Raw genomic sequence first — 15449 nt, 5'->3', positions numbered from 1 at the left:
CTTTTTCTTTATTTTCCAATAACATAATAAAAATTTTTCGCTTCTTCAGCACTAAATACACGATAATCTGTGATTCCAGTACCTTGTCCACTTTGAACAAAATTACATTCTGAAATCAAGATTGAACCATCATCTTTCACATCTTCCACAAATGCGACATGACCATAAAGACGGTGACCACCAGCTTGCGTTCCTTGAAAACTAACTGCTGAATGCTTCGTAGGTGTATTCGTTACTTCATAACCTGACTTATGCGCCCAATCTTGCCCATTTCCCATATATGGATCAAACTGTATTCCAAATTCTTTGGCACGATTGAAAACATACCACGTACATTCTCCATAAGGATAAGATTGAGTGATATAGCCTTCTTTAGTAATTTCCTTATCAATCGAATAGCCACTAGGTATCTCCATAGCTACTTGACCAGCAGGAATATCTAAACTACCAGCTATTGCATTTCCACTTGATCCATCAGATTCAATCGTTCCCTTAAAGACTTCATACCATTTCTTACTGTCCTTTTCCAGCTTCTCTAGTTTAGTCTGACCGTCTGAAAGCAATACACCTTCATAATGCTCAGACCAATACTTAGCACTTTCAAAAGGATCAGTCGCCTTCTGCATATAGTCCTTGACTTTCTTATAGCCATGATTCAATTCATAGGACATCAATTCTAGTTCCACCGTACTATCTAAAGTACGTGAACTTGCATTCGCCCATCTATCACCATTGATAGTGTTTCCGTCCCAGCCTGACCATTGAAAATATCCAGCAACTCCACCTGACGGATTCGTTAGCTTTGGATCAAAGTCACTTTCTCTTTCAGCAACAGCAAGAGAACCACTAGAACCCTCTAAAGTGAATTTCTCTTTAGAAAGTTGCCAGTTTAAAATCTTAATCACATCTTCTGCACGTTCGACAGATATATTAGCTTTTTGAGCCACTTCTTGCGCTGTTAGTCTTGTTCTCTTTCCAGTCGTACTACCTGACGAACCACCAGCAGAAACAATCCCAATAACACTTGCAATCACTAAGATGATCACTAGGAGAATAGGTAAAAGACTTCCAATCAGTAAGCCTAATTGTTTAGCTATTTTTTTACCCATTAAATATCAACCCTTCTTCTTTTTGCTTTCAACCTCTTTTCTTTCTTACCTCTATATTGTTTAGAACCCTTCATATCATCTCTAGCACTCTTAACATCTGATTTTCTTCTACCAACTGCCCTCGGATTGGTAGTCTTTGTAGTCTGCATTTTCTGTTTTGCAGAGCGTTGCTGTTCTTCTTTAAAACGTTGTTCTCGTTTTCTTGCTCGTTCTTCTTTCAAACGCCGAACTGCTTCACGAGAAGCGTTTTTCTGACTACCATATTTCACTGCTTGATTATCTCTATCTCTTTTCTTCTTATCTAAAACTTTCCTATCAGCACTATCTTCTCTAAAGGCATTGGCTCGTACTCCATAGAGTTTAGATAAAGCCTTATTCCCTTTTTCTTTGAAAGCATTGACTGAACTATTCTTACGTTCTCTAATCGAATCCATTCGATTTTTAACCGCTTCTCCTTTTTCAGCAACCTTATCTACCAACGGACTTTCTTTTCGTAAAGTTTTGAGGTTTTCACTCAACTTATCTTTACCCAACTTCAAGCCACCTTTAGCAAACTGACCACCAACTTTCAAACCGTCTTTACCTGATTTCAAACCAAGTTTTCCAGTACCAGCAATTCTTTCTTTCAAGTTTTTGACTGCTTGAGAATTGCTGATTTCTCTACCAATCTTACCAACAGGACTATTCGTAACTCTTGAAAATGCTGTTAGAAGTGAGTGTCTATATTTCCACATCAAAAACAATAACAATGCTTTTAAAAATACCGTCACCAACAAATCTCCACCAACAGCAGTAGAAACAAAACTAGTCAATGTATTATAAAAGAAAGAAAATAATGTAGTTGCTAAAAGCATGATAGATGATAAAGCAAGCATTGAAATAGCTTTTTTATTAAAACCTATCAGCAAGTGTTCCATCTTAGGAAACAGACTTAACAGAAGTATAAATGGCAACAATACAATCAATAAAATAAATACAATTAAGAAGAAGAAACGTGACAATCCAAGCAATAGATAAATCGTTCCCATCACTGTAATATCGACATCAGAAGCGAAGGCATACATGAATTTCAAGCCCCACTCATTCTTCAACATTTTATTTTCAGGATCTTTATCTTTTGCAATATCCTTGATTTTCTTCTCACCAACTAAATGATCTCCGTCACCTTGCTTATAGCCAGCTAAATCTTCAAATTCTTTTTCAGAAAGTACAAACTCCCCTTTATCATTCACAGGAGAGTTCATATACTTATAACCCTTCAACAAGGTTTCTGAAAAGTATGTTTCTACTCCATCTTTACTTTCGCCAGTTAAAGTTTTCGTAATTTCACCATTCAGAGTTATTGTAGTTGTTCTGAAAGCATCATATACATGAGTCAACAGATACTTATTTTGACCATTAACAGGAAATTGAATAAAGTAAACTCCAATACAAGTATAAATCAACAACATTTTTATCAATGTTTTGAAGAAACTTCCTTTTCCAGTCGCAAATATATATAATAGATAGACTGCCATACTAGCACCAACCATATAGATTATTTCTTGACTAAACAAGGAAGAAAATACCTTACTAGAGTTCTTTACAGCTTCATTCAATAATGAAGAAACATCACTCATTGATTCAACAGCGCTATACAATTCTGCAATCACATAGAAAACCAGTTTTCCAACCCAAAACACAGCCTGAACTAGCGAATTAAAAAAGTAGTTGACATTGGTATCAAATCCAAAAAACTTTTTGTCAAAGTATGCTTTACTTGTGAGATCAGACATTTTAGACTTATAGTTTTTATAAGTCAATTTGCCCTTTTCTTCTTCTGCTTTCTTCAATGCTTCCTTTGCTTCCAAGGACTTCTTAGCACTTTCTAACAATTCCTTTGCATTTTCAGATGAATCACGAATAACAGGCTTTTTGGTACTTTTATCAAATTCAATAATATTGAAATTATTGCTAGGCAAATATGGATAACCAATTTTTGGATCTAAATCTACAGCTTTTACAAGAGAAGGAAAGAGGAAAATAGGTAAAAGCAACACTAGTAAAATATTTTTTTTCATATTTCCCCCTTTAAACTGCAACCAATTCTGTTTCTACTGTTTCAAACAACTCCATCAATTCAGGATATATTGTACCATCTACTGTAATTCGTTCCTTACGACCAAAAGTATCATAATAGATACATTGCCCCATTGTTTGATTTTCAAGCCAAGCACGTGACAAATCATCATCTTCTACTCGTAGGTGTTCCAAGATAGCCCCTGTTTCAGAGTTTTCAGGAAAAGCAAATACCGTACCAAAACCAGTTCCATCTTCACTTGTTTTCAAGTCTTTTACAGACTGAGTAACCAGCACTAGGAAATTATTGAATGATCGTCCAGTACGCTTAATGCGATTCACTACTTGTCGTCCAGCAGGAGTTGACATAATCTGCCATGCTTCATCAAGGAATAACATTGTTTCCTTATCTTTTTCACGTTCACCAAAAATCGCACAGAAGTAGGTCAAAGAATACATAACTGTCAGACTACGTAATTGTGTTTCAGTCATTTCATCTTTATCAGTTCCTTTTGGCATATCCAAACCTGTAATTTCAACGATTGTAATTTTATTATCAACCTTCAGAACATTTTGACTACCATCAGAAAAACAAAGTGACAACAAAGAATTTCTTGAAATCCGTTTAAGGAAATATCCAGCAGTCTCAACTTCTTCTTTTGAATTTTTCTCCAATTCATCAAAGACTTGTAACATACCGACTTTCTCACCAGCTTTTCTACGTTCAAGCACTTTATCAATCGAATCTAGCAGATAAGGTTGAACCTTGATATAGGTATCTTTATCCAATACAGAACCAACAAGTACAGTCGCTAACTCAGTCAATTCTGCTTCATCTTGTAAGAATGAGAATGGATCAAGTACACCTTGATTCTTCTTATCTTTCATATCCAAAGTAACAAAGTTGATCGACTTAATATAGTCCTGCAATTCCTCAAATTTACCTTCTGCTTCTAATTTTGAAAGCACAGCTTGATATTGTCTTTTCATTTCTGCTTTTGGATCAATATACAAAACTTTTGTTTTCAATAATGAATGATAAGTAAATAGTAATTTAGTCAAGAATGACTTCCCATTCCCTGTAGAACCAGTTATAGCTGTATGTGGATTGCTTGTTTCTTTCCCCTTTATACCAACCTTATTAGCTTGTAACAAGTTTGAAAACACAATATTGGTACTTGAATCAAGAGCCTTTTGAAAATCACCATACCATGAGGAAATCTCGTTATCCACTCGACCAATAGGAAAACCAATTTCTGTTCCAACCTTTTTCGTCGTAAACATCAGATTCTCACACAATCCACGCAGGCTTCCATATTGAAGAAAAGATTCCCTTCCATTATCAAGAATTTCTGTCAACCTACTCTTATAGAATAGATAGATTCGATCTGCAACAGCCTTGACAACTTCTACTTCCAACTCTTTTAAACGTGCAAACAGAATATCAAATTTGAGATTCAGTTCTTCTAAACTGTCTGCTGTAATCGTCAAGGTATGAAGATAGGTAATCATCAATTCTTTGTTATCATGTTTCTCCTGAAAATCTTCTAGCAACTGATGGCTTTCCAAGACTTCAATCTTTTGAACATCATCATTTTCTGCTGTTTCCTCTACCGTATTTCCAAGATTCTTACGCTTGTTTCTTGCCCTTGAAAATAAAGAGAAGAAACCTTTTTGAGTAGAAAATCGAATCTTATACACACTATCTACAGGAAATTCAAGATTTTGAAGTTCTTCTTGCAGATGAAGATAAGACACATTTTTAGGATAAGAAACAACAGGTATTGTCGCCACATAGCTTGTTTCCTGACCATTGGTCAACTTCAAAGCGTTTCCGTCCACTACCTCAATAATCGTTTCATCTACATTCTCAATAGAATTTTCAAGTGCAATCAACTCACTTTCTTTATCATAGTATTGACCACCAAGAAAATGAAGCCGATTCAGCAATTCTAAGTCTGCTTTCGCAACTTCCTTCACATTCAAAATATGAAGTTTAGTCTGAACCATATCTTTCTGATTCTGCCATGTTTTCCACCAATCAATTTTTGGTAATTCTTCAAGACCAGCCATCTTCAACACATTTTTACGATAGGTTGCAATCGTCTGCTCAATCGTTAGCTTAAAGTCAGAAGTCACATTAACTGACTTCAAAGGAACTACAATATAATGCTTATACTCAAAAAGATAGCTTACTTCTTCTTCCAAACGTGACTTCATTGTCGAAATCACATAGTTTCCTAAAGGGCTTGTCCCTTGACCTTGTTCAATATCTTGCGACAATAAAGAAATCTTCTTAGCTAGTTCCAAATCAATATGTAAGCTATGAATACTTACATCATTGTACTCATGCAGACTAGCCAAACAATTATAAACTAAATCTTTGCTTGTCTCTTTCTTATTATCTTCAATCGTATTGACAATTTGTGATTCAACTTCAAATACGGACAAAACCGTTCCATCTTTCAGCAGAATCAAACCATCAGCGATTGACCAAATATTATTCGTTAATTCCACGCTTAATCATTCTCACTTTCTCATGTTTAATACCTTTACAAATATATATTTCCTTTCTTTGACTATCGTATTCCTTCCAAAAAATCAAATATTCATAAATGAATCGAAATAGAGTTTTGCCATCTAACTTATAATCAGCTAACAGATTCCCAAATCGCCAACCAGCAAATAAAGAACCCATAAATCGCCAACCCCAATCCAAGGAAGGAATAAAGCCTAGCAAAAACCACACAATGACTAAAATCACTAGGCAATAGACAATCGCTGACATCTTAACAGCAAAAGGCAAACTGTAATCATCATTCAATTTATGAACCCATACAGGCTGTCTAAATGCTGTCGTATAGACATATAACTTTTTGTCTTTTCTTTCCATCTAATCTCCTTAGTTAAAGAGCGTTGATAAATACTTCCAAATTGGTGCTGTAGCTTTCAAAACTGTTTCAGGACTTTCCATGAAGTAGTACAGGAATCCACCAACCAAACCAATCACAATCAACTTACCAATTTTTTGATCCTTCCATGCTTCCAAACCTTTTGTAATCGCAAAGTAAGCCAAAACAGGTAAACCAAGTTTTTGTACTAAAAATTGAAATAATGCCATTTATATTATTCTCCTTCATCATCTTTCTTGTTATAATCTAATGGAATTGTATGATCCATTTTCTCTACGAAAAAGCTATCTTTATCTTCTCGTAATTCAAAGCTAAAGTTCTCACTATGAGTTGTACCAGCAACTTCAAAGGTTACTTGCGCATAAGCAAGAATCTTACCATCTTTTTCTTTAAAGTAGGTATAATCTAAACTCTTGAAAGTTGCACCACCAATAGACTTAATATCTTTTGAAATCAAGTCTAGGTTTGCTTGACTTGTCGTGTAATTCTTAAAGAATAGTTCCAAGAAAGAAATCAATTTATTGCGTTTTCCCTCTTCCAAATCATCTTTAGCAATCAAAGATACCATACTATCCTTATCTACTCCATCAGCCTTAAAATCGCTCACAGGAGAGAACCAAGGCAAACCAGCCACATAATATTTACCATCTTTCTCACCGTAAGGAATTGAAAATTCAATCCCTACACGTTGGCTTTTATCATCTTTTTTCGTATCATAAATAACACGATAAACAGCCACACCATCTTTCGCTGTCAGCATTCTTGCACTAACTACTGACATTTCTTGTTTCAACTGACCTTGATTCTTGACATCAGGAACACTACCATAATAGTTATTCAGTTTTGAAACATCATCATCAGACGAGCCAGCTTGTGAATTATAGGTAAAATATCTTGCTACATATCCATCTAAAAACTGTTCCAGCTTACGATCAGTTTCTTTTTTTGTTTCAACAACTGCTGTATTCGATAATCTTTCATTTACCTTAACAGCACTTTTGATTGAAATAAACATTGTTAAACCACACAGAAAAAGAAAAAAAGCTAAGCCAAATAAAAAAATCTGATTCGATCTCTTTTGACTTACCTTCTTCATTTTGACTTGCTTTTGTTTTTCTTTTCGTGGTTTCTTCAACTCAAAATTTCTCAATATATTTCCTTCCTTTTTTTAAAATTTAAAGAACAACCTTTCTATAAAATCCAGCAGGAGTATTTAAAACTTCTCCCTGATCTATGAATCCCTGAAATACCGTCACCCAGCTTCCACATCTAAAAAAGTAATTGATAACTGATTCATAATCTAACTCTTTTGTCAACTCAACCATTGTCTTAACTTCATCTTTAGAACAGAATCTATAATATGTAGTCGCAATTTGAGTTACAGGAACATAACGCTGTAATTGAAATTTCACAATGAATTCGTCACCATCATACAATTCCAGTACAGCTTTTTTCAGTAAATAAACCTCTTCAAGCGACATGATTTTATCAACTTCCCAATCTGTAATACCACAAATAAGAAAGTTACCTTTATCAATCCCTCTTTCATTCATTCTTTCAAGAATCTGCTCTTGAGTAAATTTCATGATATCCAGTTCACAGAGAAATTCAAAATTTCCTTCTCTCAAAACTCTTATATTCGCTATCATCTCGATACAAAGTAACCTTTATCTACAAAGCTACCACCTTCTTCCAAACGAACATCACGACCAAATTTTTCATAGTCAATATAAAGAATCAGTTTTTCCTTAGAAAGTTCTACACCAACTTCCTCTACAAGATATTCACCTAACTCTTTATCCGTAGAAATATCAGGATATAAGTTACAATCATCAAAATCTACACTTGCTAAATATGATGGATCAGAACTATCTGATTCAATAAAAGATAGAACAATATCCTCATCTACATTTTCCAAATTTTCAGCAAGTTCATTCGCTAAATGCAAGGTTAAACCTTCACAATTCAAAGCAGGCAATTCTTCAATAAACTGAATAGTAAAAGTAACATCTTCTCTATCATATCCAAATTCAGAAGCGACATATTCCACATCAACAGGCAAAGAAAATTGTTTTACTTTCTTTGACCGCTTATCCATGATTAAAGCTGTTAATTCCATTTCTTCTCCTTACAAACCCTTATTTTTTTTTGCTATCATTTAAATCAATTAAAACCTCTTTTTATAAAGCAACCTTTATCAACAAAAATCCCACGTTGTGAAAGGCGAACATCACGTCCATACTTTTCATAGTCGAAATAATAAAGTAACTTTTCCTTAGATAGTTCTACACCAACTTCCTCAATAAGTAATTTACCAAAATCTCTATCCGTTGAAATTCCACGATATACCCAGCAACCATCAAAATCATAGCTAACTAAGTATGAAGGATCAGAAGATTCTGTTTCAATAACTGATAAAACAACAAAATCTTCTACATCTTCCAATTTTTCAGCAAGCCTATTCGCTAAATCTAAAGTTAAATCTTCGCAATTCAAAGTAGGTAAAGATTCAATCGAATCAAACGTAACCTCAATTTCTTGACCTTCATAGCCAAAGCGTTCAGCTAATTCTTCACTAGAAATTGGAAGCAGGACACGACGAGCGATTCCTTTATAAACAACCAAAGCCATTAAATCCATTTTTTTGTTTTCTCCTTCCTATGATTCTTAAAGCCTATCTGCTTTAGGTAAAAAATAACCTCTATCAGTAAAGCTACCACCTTCTTCTAAACGAACATCATGACCATATTTTTCATAGTCCAAATATTTTAGAAACAAGGCTAAATTAAAACCATTTTCCTTAACTAAATACATTCCTAACTGAAGATCGTTATGAATTTCAGGATATAATGCACAATCCAAAAAAGCAAAATTCAATAAATCTGATAGGTCAGTATTTCCCAATTCAATATACGTTAAGACCTTTTCTTCGTAAACAAACTCTAAATTTTTAGCAAGTTTATTTACATCTGATAACGTAGCACCTTCTACCTTCAGTTTAGGTAATTCTTCAATAGATTGAATCGTAAAGAGTATATCCTCTTTATCATATCCAAATTCAGAAGCGATTTTTTCAGGAGCAACAGGCAAAGAAAATTGTTTCGCCTTCTTTGACCGATTATCCATAATCAAAGCTGTTAATTCCATCTTTCACCTTCCTTTACTAACCTTCTACCTGTTTATTTAACTGTTCCAAGTCAGCAACACTAAATAGACCATAACCAATAAATCCTGAACCCTCATAATCAACAATTTCAATCTGTTCATCATAAGAGCCAGTCAAACCAATTTGAGATAACTTTCCAAAATATAAGGGCAAACTAAACCAAGCCTGCCTTCCATTCTTTGGATTCTTAATCAACACTCTTGAAGCCATATTCAACACCGACCACTCTTTATTGCAAAAAGTACCAGCTATCGCCCTCATGACCTAAAAAGACATAAGAATCACCTAGACGACTAGCAATTTCTTCTTCATGTTCTTCTACATAAGCAGACAAACGATCTTCATTGACTAACTGTTCATATTCTCCATGATTCAAAATACCAGCAAAATCAATCAATGCTTCCTGTATATCAACTTCTATAAAAGAATTGATATACACATTGTCAGGATTGCAACCATCAAATTGACCAAACTCCACACCGTCAAAATGTTCATTTAAACGATCAATAATCTTTTCAGGTTCATCAAGCAACTTTTTCCCATAAGCATAATCTTTACAAACATCAGAATAGCTATCATAAATAACTTTAATACTCATTATTTCTCCTTCCAAACAAAAAAGGAAGTCATTCTTGACTTCCTTCACCATTTTAACTAAATTGAAGCTGAACGCTCAAAACTACTACCAATCGCAAAGGCACGAGTTGTTACCTTGTTCAATTGCTTGTTCATATCATAGTAACTACTCAAATCACGTTTGATACACTCAATAACTTGATACGGTAGTTGTAATTCTTCATCATTTTTAAGAAGTGAACTTAATTCACCAGCATGCTTCCAAGCTAAATCAAATTCTTTTGATTTCAAATTTTTAGCAACTTCATTCGACAATTCAATAACTTGTTTATCTTTTCCTTGTAATGCCATTTCAATTACCTCTTCATTCATTTTTCTATTTTTTTTTATAACTTGTCCTTAACAAAAAGAAGGAGAACGCTTCTTAACTTTCATCTATTCTCTCCCAAACAACCAATCTTCTGTATTCAAACGTTTCAGTTCATCCCAACTCTTTTTGCGATAGCAGCAATGACACTCACAGTTACGCTATTTCCTGCTTGCTTATATAGCTGAGAATTGCTATTGACTTCTTGAGCTTTATCAAATGCCCAATCAGGAAAACCTTGTAACCTCCAGCATTCTCTAGGTGTTAGCTTGCGAATACTATAGCCATCGGTTATTCCAAAACTTCCAGTTCGAACTGTACTACCTCCCCCACTTGATGTTAATGTTCCAACCTCATCTTTTGTGATTTTGTTGTAAAAGTCTACAACTTTGACCAGGTTATTCTCTTGATAGCTATTCCTAGTTAAAGTAGGAGCAATGTCATGCTCTCCGCCTTTATTATAACCATGGCCACGTTGAATGATTTTTACACCCTCCTCTTTATTTGTTGTAGTAGACCTCACTTTCTGCGATTCACTTTCAACAATGTACGCCCCTGCGCCTTGTGAGTTTCCATACCTAGTTGTAATTGTATTGCTGTACTGTTTTTTGATTGAATTAGCTTGCTGGCTACTTTTTGAGAGAGGAAAAACTCTTCTGGTACGTTCTCCTCTAAGATGTCCGATAATGAACACTCGCTCTCTATTCTGGGGGACTCCAAAATTCTTGCTGTTAAGCACTTGCCATTCCACGTTGTACCCCAGTTCATCCAACGCTGAGAGGATGACCTCAAAGGTATTTCCTCTGTCGTGGTTAAGTAGTCCCTTGACGTTTTCAAGGAATAGATATCTAGGTTTGAGAATAGATGCGAACCTTGCGATTTCAAAGAAGAGAGTTCCTCTTGTATCTTCAAACCCTCTCCTTGCTCCTGCAATAGAGAAAGCTTGGCACGGAAATCCTCCACAGATAACGTCCACACGTCCGATTCTTCGAATAGTGTCATCTGATACTGTTGTGATATCATGTAATTCAATTTCTCCTTTCGTATTGTGTATAGCTTTATAACTAGCTCTAGCAAATTTGTCTTTTTCACAAAAGCCTATACATTCATGCCCAGCGTTTTCCATTCCAAAACGAAAGCCACCAATTCCTGCGAATAAATCTAAAAATTTCATATTATTTTTAATTTCTTTCATCATTAAATCCATAAAAACAGTGACTACATAGCGTTTTATTTTTATCTATCCACCAGCAAGGACCATACTTTTCATCAACACAGGCTGTATTCCACTTACAACCACATCTTCTACAAATATTCTTTTCCATATTCTAAACCCATCTTTCTAAATGATACCTCTTAACCAGCAACAAATACATATTCTGTCTTTCTTTCTGATCACGTTTCATCAACCCAAATAACAATAATTTTCGCTTAATATCTACTTCATTGGCTAAAAACTCCTCATACTCTTTAGTAAGCCTTTTTACCTCTTGCCAGTCTTTACGACTTTTAGTCTTTCTATAGGTTTGGCATTGAATATCTATGTAATCTTGATAATTTCTAGCTTTATCACTTGTCACAACTCCATCATAGAAATACCTTGCAGGAATTAAAAAAACTAACTTTCTCAATTTTTCATCAGTAATTTTTTTCTTACTCATAGCTAGACCTCTACTTTAAAAACATCACTTATTAACACCTAACATTTTCTATAAAACTAGAAGTAAACTTAATCTATTCAATAACAGACCCCAAACCAGTAAGAATACTACGAATAATATAAAATATAAATCCTGCAATAATTAAATCAGCAATAAAATCAATCTTTTTAGCTTTTATATCTTCAAGTATTTTTCTAGTCAACAAACTACCAACAGGCTTTTTCTCCCCATTTTTCATATACTTACCCTCTCATTCTGCCTTCTTCTTAATATCAAGAATCGCATTCACTTCATCAGGAATCCTTGTCCAGTCAATCACATAATCTCTAAAATAAGGCAAAAACACTCTTTCAGATTCTATAGGAATCACAGTCAAATTTTCATTTCCTTCAAATGAAGGTAAGTAATAACTAATTGATTTTAGCCCACGATCAGTTGAACATACCAAGTTACTGTTATTAACTACTACAGAATCAGTACCTACTTTCTTGTAGATTTTTCTCATAAGCTACCCTCGCTTGCTCCAATTTTTTCCAATTTTTATCACTTATTTCTCCATCAAAAAGAATCTTCTTTAGTTTGTTATCGCCAGTAATACTCTCCCACTTTTTTATCAAAGCAGTTACACCTGAAACATTTTCATTCAGCCATCTATACTGTTTGTCAAAGAAACCAGTTTCTACAGGTGAGGTTGAAAAACCAATTCTATCAACTTCACCTAGAAGTGAATACCACTCACGATTCAGAATCTTATCTCCATTCAATCTTTCAAAAACTTTTATCTTACTGTTAATAACCCAAACAGCAAGTCTAGCCATATCAATTTTTTCATTCAATGACTTTATAACAAAGTCCAAAGCGACATCATCACACATTCTCACCTCATAACGATTTTTGAATTTCAATGACGAATGAATCAAATCTATATCAAGACCTAGCTTCTTTGCCTGCTCAATATCTTTCTGATAAAAACAGAAATGATAAGCAGACTGACGAGAGCCAAAGTAAATCGTTTTTGCTTTTCCATATTGACCATTATCTTCAATCTGCTTCATTGTCAATCGACTTTCAACCAAACCACTATCCCAAAGGTCAACTATCTTACCAAGTTCAAAATTGCCATTTTCGTTATACTTTTCATCTAGCGCTATATCAAGCCGAGGAATATTCATGAATTTCCCTTCACCCTGTGAAATAGTACGCTCATACTCAAAACAGCGAATAAAGAAATCTCTCCAGCTTGTCTTCTGCTCATTCTCAAAATACCACTCATACTGTCTGCATGCTTGACCTTTTAACTCAATCATACAGCCCATATCTTCCCTTTTCTTTGAAATGAAAACATTGATATTCTGAAATGTAAATTTTGTATCATATCCTGAACCACCCTTTTCTTCTTCAAGAAATGGCTTATTTTGAAGACACAATACTTTAGCTATCACCTCTACATAATCTTGTGTTTTAAACGTAACCTTCACATAGTCAACTTTTCCTTCCAAGAAAAATCCACTATCTCGCACACCTTCCTTAAAAGCTATCAACGCATTCACTTTCGAGTCATAAGACTCAGGAATCTCACCAGCTTCTTTCCATCTATACAATGTTGCTCTATCTATTTCTAAATAGTTAGACATTTCTTGATCTGAAAAAGCGTACATCTTTTGTACCTTGTTTAGATTCTCAAATTCCATATCTCTCCTTACTTTTCAATAGTGTTGCATTTTTTGAAGCCAAAAAGTCAGTATTATCAAGGCTTTATGCTTCTACGCACATCTTCTACCCCCCTATTAGTCATAGGGGGTTAATTCGCACAATCCAGCCTGCTAGTACACGCTAGTACACGCAGTCGCTCGTCGCACTCGCTTCCTCGCTCCTGCTACTAGCTACTAGCAAGCTGGATTGCACCAACTAGCACAGTAACCAAAAAAAGAGGGGGAAATCCCCTCACAACTAACTAAAAACCATATTCATCAAAAGGAAAATCTTCCAAAATCTCACTCCAATTTTGACTTGTATTCTGTTTCAATTCAAACAAATCCTTTATGATAATTCTTTGAATCTCATTCAGGTACACTACATTATCTTCCTTTTCAAATTTCAAAATACCATCTAACTTATCTACCAAATTCTTCATTGAACCAGCAGACACACCAATTTCTTTAGAAAACGCAAACGTTCTTACTAAATCATTTCCACTTTCTTTTTGTTTACTAGACATCAACTCCTGGATCAATTCAGGACTAGCCTTTTTAACTTCCCCTTTTTGCAATTCCTCTTGTGCTTCCATTTCAGCTTGAAGATTTTCTTTTTCTTCTTCTGATAATTCAGCTTTCGGATTTTCCAAAGGATTGAAAGGATTTTCTCGTCGTTCAATCTTCTCATATTCATCAGTAAAGGAGAATCCCTTTTCTAACAAAGGTGAATAAAATTCTCTTGCGACTTCTCCATATACGCTAGCATATCCACGACCATATACTCGTTTACCACCAAGATATTTCACATACTTAAATTCCTTATTTCTATTGACTTCCCCAAAGGCTAAGTCATAGCCGACCTCGTCCAATCGACCAACAGAAATTCTAAAATTGATATTCGCTTGTAGTTTTGAGCCTAAATCTTCTCTTGAAGGCTTCTGCATAGCTATAACTGCAAAGCAGCCAGCTTGCCTTCCAAGTAGTAAGAATTGGCCCATAGCATTATCCAAGCGCTGTCTAGTTTGAAAATCAAGCATAGCACACAAAGCATTGTATTCATCGCAAACCAAGAAATAAGGTTCAAGACCATACTCATAAAATTTACGTAAATCCTTATCGCCATTTTCTTCACGTTTTTGTCGCATATAAGCATAACGAGCAAACATGATACCAACAGCTCTTTCAATCATTTCAACAATATCATTGACCTGATAAGAAATACGACCTTCAAAAGCTTTCTGTTCTACCATAGTCACAAAGTCTGCTTGTTTTGGATCACAAATATCCGTCACCCCAACTTTAGCCATAGCACGAATCAACGTTCTTAGTAATACCGTTTTACCACCACCAGTACCACCACAAACAAGTAAATGAGGATCATCAATAGGATTCCAATACAGATTTTTCATCAGTTGAATACCCTTATCAGAATACTCCACATCAGTTACCTTAATTCGATTCAAAAAAGCAGAATAAGCCATCTTATAAGTCTTAAACTTAATATCGTCCTGAACTTCCATAAAGTCCATGAAGAAAGTAGTTTCTAAATCACTACCAATCTTCTTAAACTTATCCTGAAACTTGTTTCCAGCCATTTTAAAGGCAACTTCCAAATCATAACGATTCTGTTTCAAATAAACCGTTGGAAATGTAACCTTATCGACTGTTCCTGATTCAGTTTTAACTTTTTTTGTATATGTATATCCATTCTCTTTAAGAAAGAAAGCTAGTTTAGCAAGTCTTTCTATCTTTTGAAAGAAGAATACTCTTTCTTGTGATAACCAAGTCAAATAAACACTTAAACCAATTATCAACATCAGCATAACTACTGATATAACAATAGAAAAAATATCTACATTCTTGATTTTCTCAAAATTTGAATAGACGAAAAAAGCTAATATAGGAC

19 protein-coding genes are annotated in these 15449 nt (G+C 34.6%); all 19 read right to left on the bottom strand.

Translation table 11 applies throughout. The features are described from left to right. Window positions 1–8: 8 nt before the first annotated feature. Complete coding sequence (locus D8852_RS09435) at window positions 9–1109, bottom strand: phage tail tip lysozyme (protein WP_125833914.1); 1101 nt, start codon at window positions 1107–1109, stop codon at window positions 9–11. Further along, window positions 1109–3169, bottom strand: coding sequence for a hypothetical protein (locus D8852_RS09430; protein WP_125833912.1), 2061 nt, complete (start codon window positions 3167–3169; stop codon window positions 1109–1111). The genes D8852_RS09435 and D8852_RS09430 overlap by 1 nt, the downstream gene beginning before the upstream one ends. 10 nt (window positions 3170–3179) lie before the next feature. Then, complete coding sequence (locus tag D8852_RS09425; protein WP_125833910.1) at window positions 3180–5684, bottom strand: ATP-binding protein; 2505 nt, start codon at window positions 5682–5684, stop codon at window positions 3180–3182. Further along, window positions 5668–6060, bottom strand: a complete 393-nt coding sequence (locus D8852_RS09420; RefSeq protein WP_000439933.1) for a TcpE family conjugal transfer membrane protein — start codon at window positions 6058–6060, stop codon at window positions 5668–5670. Before D8852_RS09420 ends, D8852_RS09425 begins: the two co-directional genes overlap by 17 nt. 9 nt (window positions 6061–6069) lie before the next feature. Continuing rightward, window positions 6070–6288, bottom strand: coding sequence for a TcpD family membrane protein (locus D8852_RS09415; protein WP_125833908.1), 219 nt, complete (start codon window positions 6286–6288; stop codon window positions 6070–6072). A 5-nt stretch (window positions 6289–6293) separates the two neighbouring features. Next, window positions 6294–7229 carry a conjugal transfer protein gene (locus tag D8852_RS09410; RefSeq protein WP_125833906.1) on the bottom strand — a complete coding sequence of 312 codons (936 nt, stop codon included), beginning with the start codon at window positions 7227–7229 and terminating at the stop codon, window positions 6294–6296. Between the two features lie 25 nt (window positions 7230–7254). Continuing rightward, complete coding sequence (locus D8852_RS09405) at window positions 7255–7728, bottom strand: hypothetical protein (protein ID WP_125833904.1); 474 nt, start codon at window positions 7726–7728, stop codon at window positions 7255–7257. After that, complete coding sequence (locus tag D8852_RS09400) at window positions 7725–8198, bottom strand: antirestriction protein ArdA (RefSeq protein ID WP_125833902.1); 474 nt, start codon at window positions 8196–8198, stop codon at window positions 7725–7727. Before D8852_RS09400 ends, D8852_RS09405 begins: the two co-directional genes overlap by 4 nt. A 44-nt stretch (window positions 8199–8242) precedes the next feature. Next, the gene (locus D8852_RS09395; RefSeq protein WP_125833900.1) at window positions 8243–8719 is read right to left on the bottom strand and encodes an antirestriction protein ArdA; all 477 of its coding nucleotides are present in this window, start codon (window positions 8717–8719) and stop codon (window positions 8243–8245) included. Window positions 8720–8746: 27 nt separating this feature from the next. Then, window positions 8747–9226: an antirestriction protein ArdA gene (locus tag D8852_RS09390; protein WP_125833898.1), complete on the bottom strand. Its 480-nt coding sequence runs from the start codon at window positions 9224–9226 to the stop codon at window positions 8747–8749. Window positions 9227–9242: 16 nt separating this feature from the next. Further along, window positions 9243–9455 carry a hypothetical protein gene (locus tag D8852_RS09385; protein WP_125833896.1) on the bottom strand — a complete coding sequence of 71 codons (213 nt, stop codon included), beginning with the start codon at window positions 9453–9455 and terminating at the stop codon, window positions 9243–9245. Between the two features lie 19 nt (window positions 9456–9474). Next, window positions 9475–9843 carry a hypothetical protein gene (locus D8852_RS09380; protein WP_125833894.1) on the bottom strand — a complete coding sequence of 123 codons (369 nt, stop codon included), beginning with the start codon at window positions 9841–9843 and terminating at the stop codon, window positions 9475–9477. Between the two features lie 56 nt (window positions 9844–9899). After that, on the bottom strand, window positions 9900–10172 hold the full coding sequence (locus D8852_RS09375) for a hypothetical protein (RefSeq protein WP_125833892.1): 273 nt from the start codon (window positions 10170–10172) through the stop codon (window positions 9900–9902). A gap of 125 nt (window positions 10173–10297) precedes the next feature. After that, window positions 10298–11362, bottom strand: a complete 1065-nt coding sequence (locus D8852_RS09370) for a DNA cytosine methyltransferase (protein WP_125833922.1) — start codon at window positions 11360–11362, stop codon at window positions 10298–10300. A 154-nt stretch (window positions 11363–11516) separates the two neighbouring features. Continuing rightward, a complete protein-coding gene (locus D8852_RS09365; protein ID WP_125833890.1) occupies window positions 11517–11849 on the bottom strand; it encodes a hypothetical protein in 333 nt (110 codons plus the stop codon). Window positions 11850–11922: 73 nt separating this feature from the next. Continuing rightward, window positions 11923–12087 carry a hypothetical protein gene (locus D8852_RS10060; RefSeq protein ID WP_185755610.1) on the bottom strand — a complete coding sequence of 55 codons (165 nt, stop codon included), beginning with the start codon at window positions 12085–12087 and terminating at the stop codon, window positions 11923–11925. 12 nt (window positions 12088–12099) lie between these two features. Continuing rightward, window positions 12100–12354, bottom strand: a complete 255-nt coding sequence (locus D8852_RS09360; protein ID WP_125833888.1) for a hypothetical protein — start codon at window positions 12352–12354, stop codon at window positions 12100–12102. After that, the gene (locus D8852_RS09355; protein ID WP_125833886.1) at window positions 12323–13540 is read right to left on the bottom strand and encodes a replication initiation factor domain-containing protein; all 1218 of its coding nucleotides are present in this window, start codon (window positions 13538–13540) and stop codon (window positions 12323–12325) included. Before D8852_RS09355 ends, D8852_RS09360 begins: the two co-directional genes overlap by 32 nt. Before the next feature lie 263 nt (window positions 13541–13803). Further along, window positions 13804–15449, bottom strand: a 1646-nt coding sequence (locus D8852_RS09350) for an FtsK/SpoIIIE domain-containing protein (protein WP_125833884.1), incomplete at its 5' end; no start/stop codon positions are given.

Source organism: Streptococcus mitis (assembly GCF_003942695.1).
GTDB lineage: Bacteria > Bacillota > Bacilli > Lactobacillales > Streptococcaceae > Streptococcus > Streptococcus mitis_BD.
Note: the sequence above shows the minus strand (reverse complement) of the source record. Positions and strands in the feature narration are given on the sequence as shown.

Excerpts from the sequence above, each read along its gene's own strand:
- D8852_RS09435 (WP_125833914.1), bottom strand. The coding sequence starts at position 1,109 with ATGGGTAAAAAAATAGCTAAACAATTAGGCTTACTGATTGGAAGTCTT.
- D8852_RS09430 (WP_125833912.1), bottom strand. The coding sequence starts at position 3,169 with ATGAAAAAAAATATTTTACTAGTGTTGCTTTTACCTATTTTCCTCTTT.
- D8852_RS09420 (WP_000439933.1), bottom strand. The coding sequence starts at position 6,060 with ATGGAAAGAAAAGACAAAAAGTTATATGTCTATACGACAGCATTTAGA.
- D8852_RS09415 (WP_125833908.1), bottom strand. The coding sequence starts at position 6,288 with ATGGCATTATTTCAATTTTTAGTACAAAAACTTGGTTTACCTGTTTTG.
- D8852_RS09405 (WP_125833904.1), bottom strand. The coding sequence starts at position 7,728 with ATGATAGCGAATATAAGAGTTTTGAGAGAAGGAAATTTTGAATTTCTC.
- D8852_RS09400 (WP_125833902.1), bottom strand. The coding sequence starts at position 8,198 with ATGGAATTAACAGCTTTAATCATGGATAAGCGGTCAAAGAAAGTAAAA.
- D8852_RS09395 (WP_125833900.1), bottom strand. The coding sequence starts at position 8,719 with ATGGATTTAATGGCTTTGGTTGTTTATAAAGGAATCGCTCGTCGTGTC.
- D8852_RS09390 (WP_125833898.1), bottom strand. The coding sequence starts at position 9,226 with ATGGAATTAACAGCTTTGATTATGGATAATCGGTCAAAGAAGGCGAAA.
- D8852_RS09385 (WP_125833896.1), bottom strand. The coding sequence starts at position 9,455 with ATGGCTTCAAGAGTGTTGATTAAGAATCCAAAGAATGGAAGGCAGGCT.
- D8852_RS09380 (WP_125833894.1), bottom strand. The coding sequence starts at position 9,843 with ATGAGTATTAAAGTTATTTATGATAGCTATTCTGATGTTTGTAAAGAT.
- D8852_RS09375 (WP_125833892.1), bottom strand. The coding sequence starts at position 10,172 with ATGGCATTACAAGGAAAAGATAAACAAGTTATTGAATTGTCGAATGAA.
- D8852_RS09370 (WP_125833922.1), bottom strand. The coding sequence starts at position 11,362 with ATGAAATTTTTAGATTTATTCGCAGGAATTGGTGGCTTTCGTTTTGGA.
- D8852_RS09365 (WP_125833890.1), bottom strand. The coding sequence starts at position 11,849 with ATGAGTAAGAAAAAAATTACTGATGAAAAATTGAGAAAGTTAGTTTTT.
- D8852_RS10060 (WP_185755610.1), bottom strand. The coding sequence starts at position 12,087 with ATGAAAAATGGGGAGAAAAAGCCTGTTGGTAGTTTGTTGACTAGAAAA.
- D8852_RS09360 (WP_125833888.1), bottom strand. The coding sequence starts at position 12,354 with ATGAGAAAAATCTACAAGAAAGTAGGTACTGATTCTGTAGTAGTTAAT.
- D8852_RS09355 (WP_125833886.1), bottom strand. The coding sequence starts at position 13,540 with ATGGAATTTGAGAATCTAAACAAGGTACAAAAGATGTACGCTTTTTCA.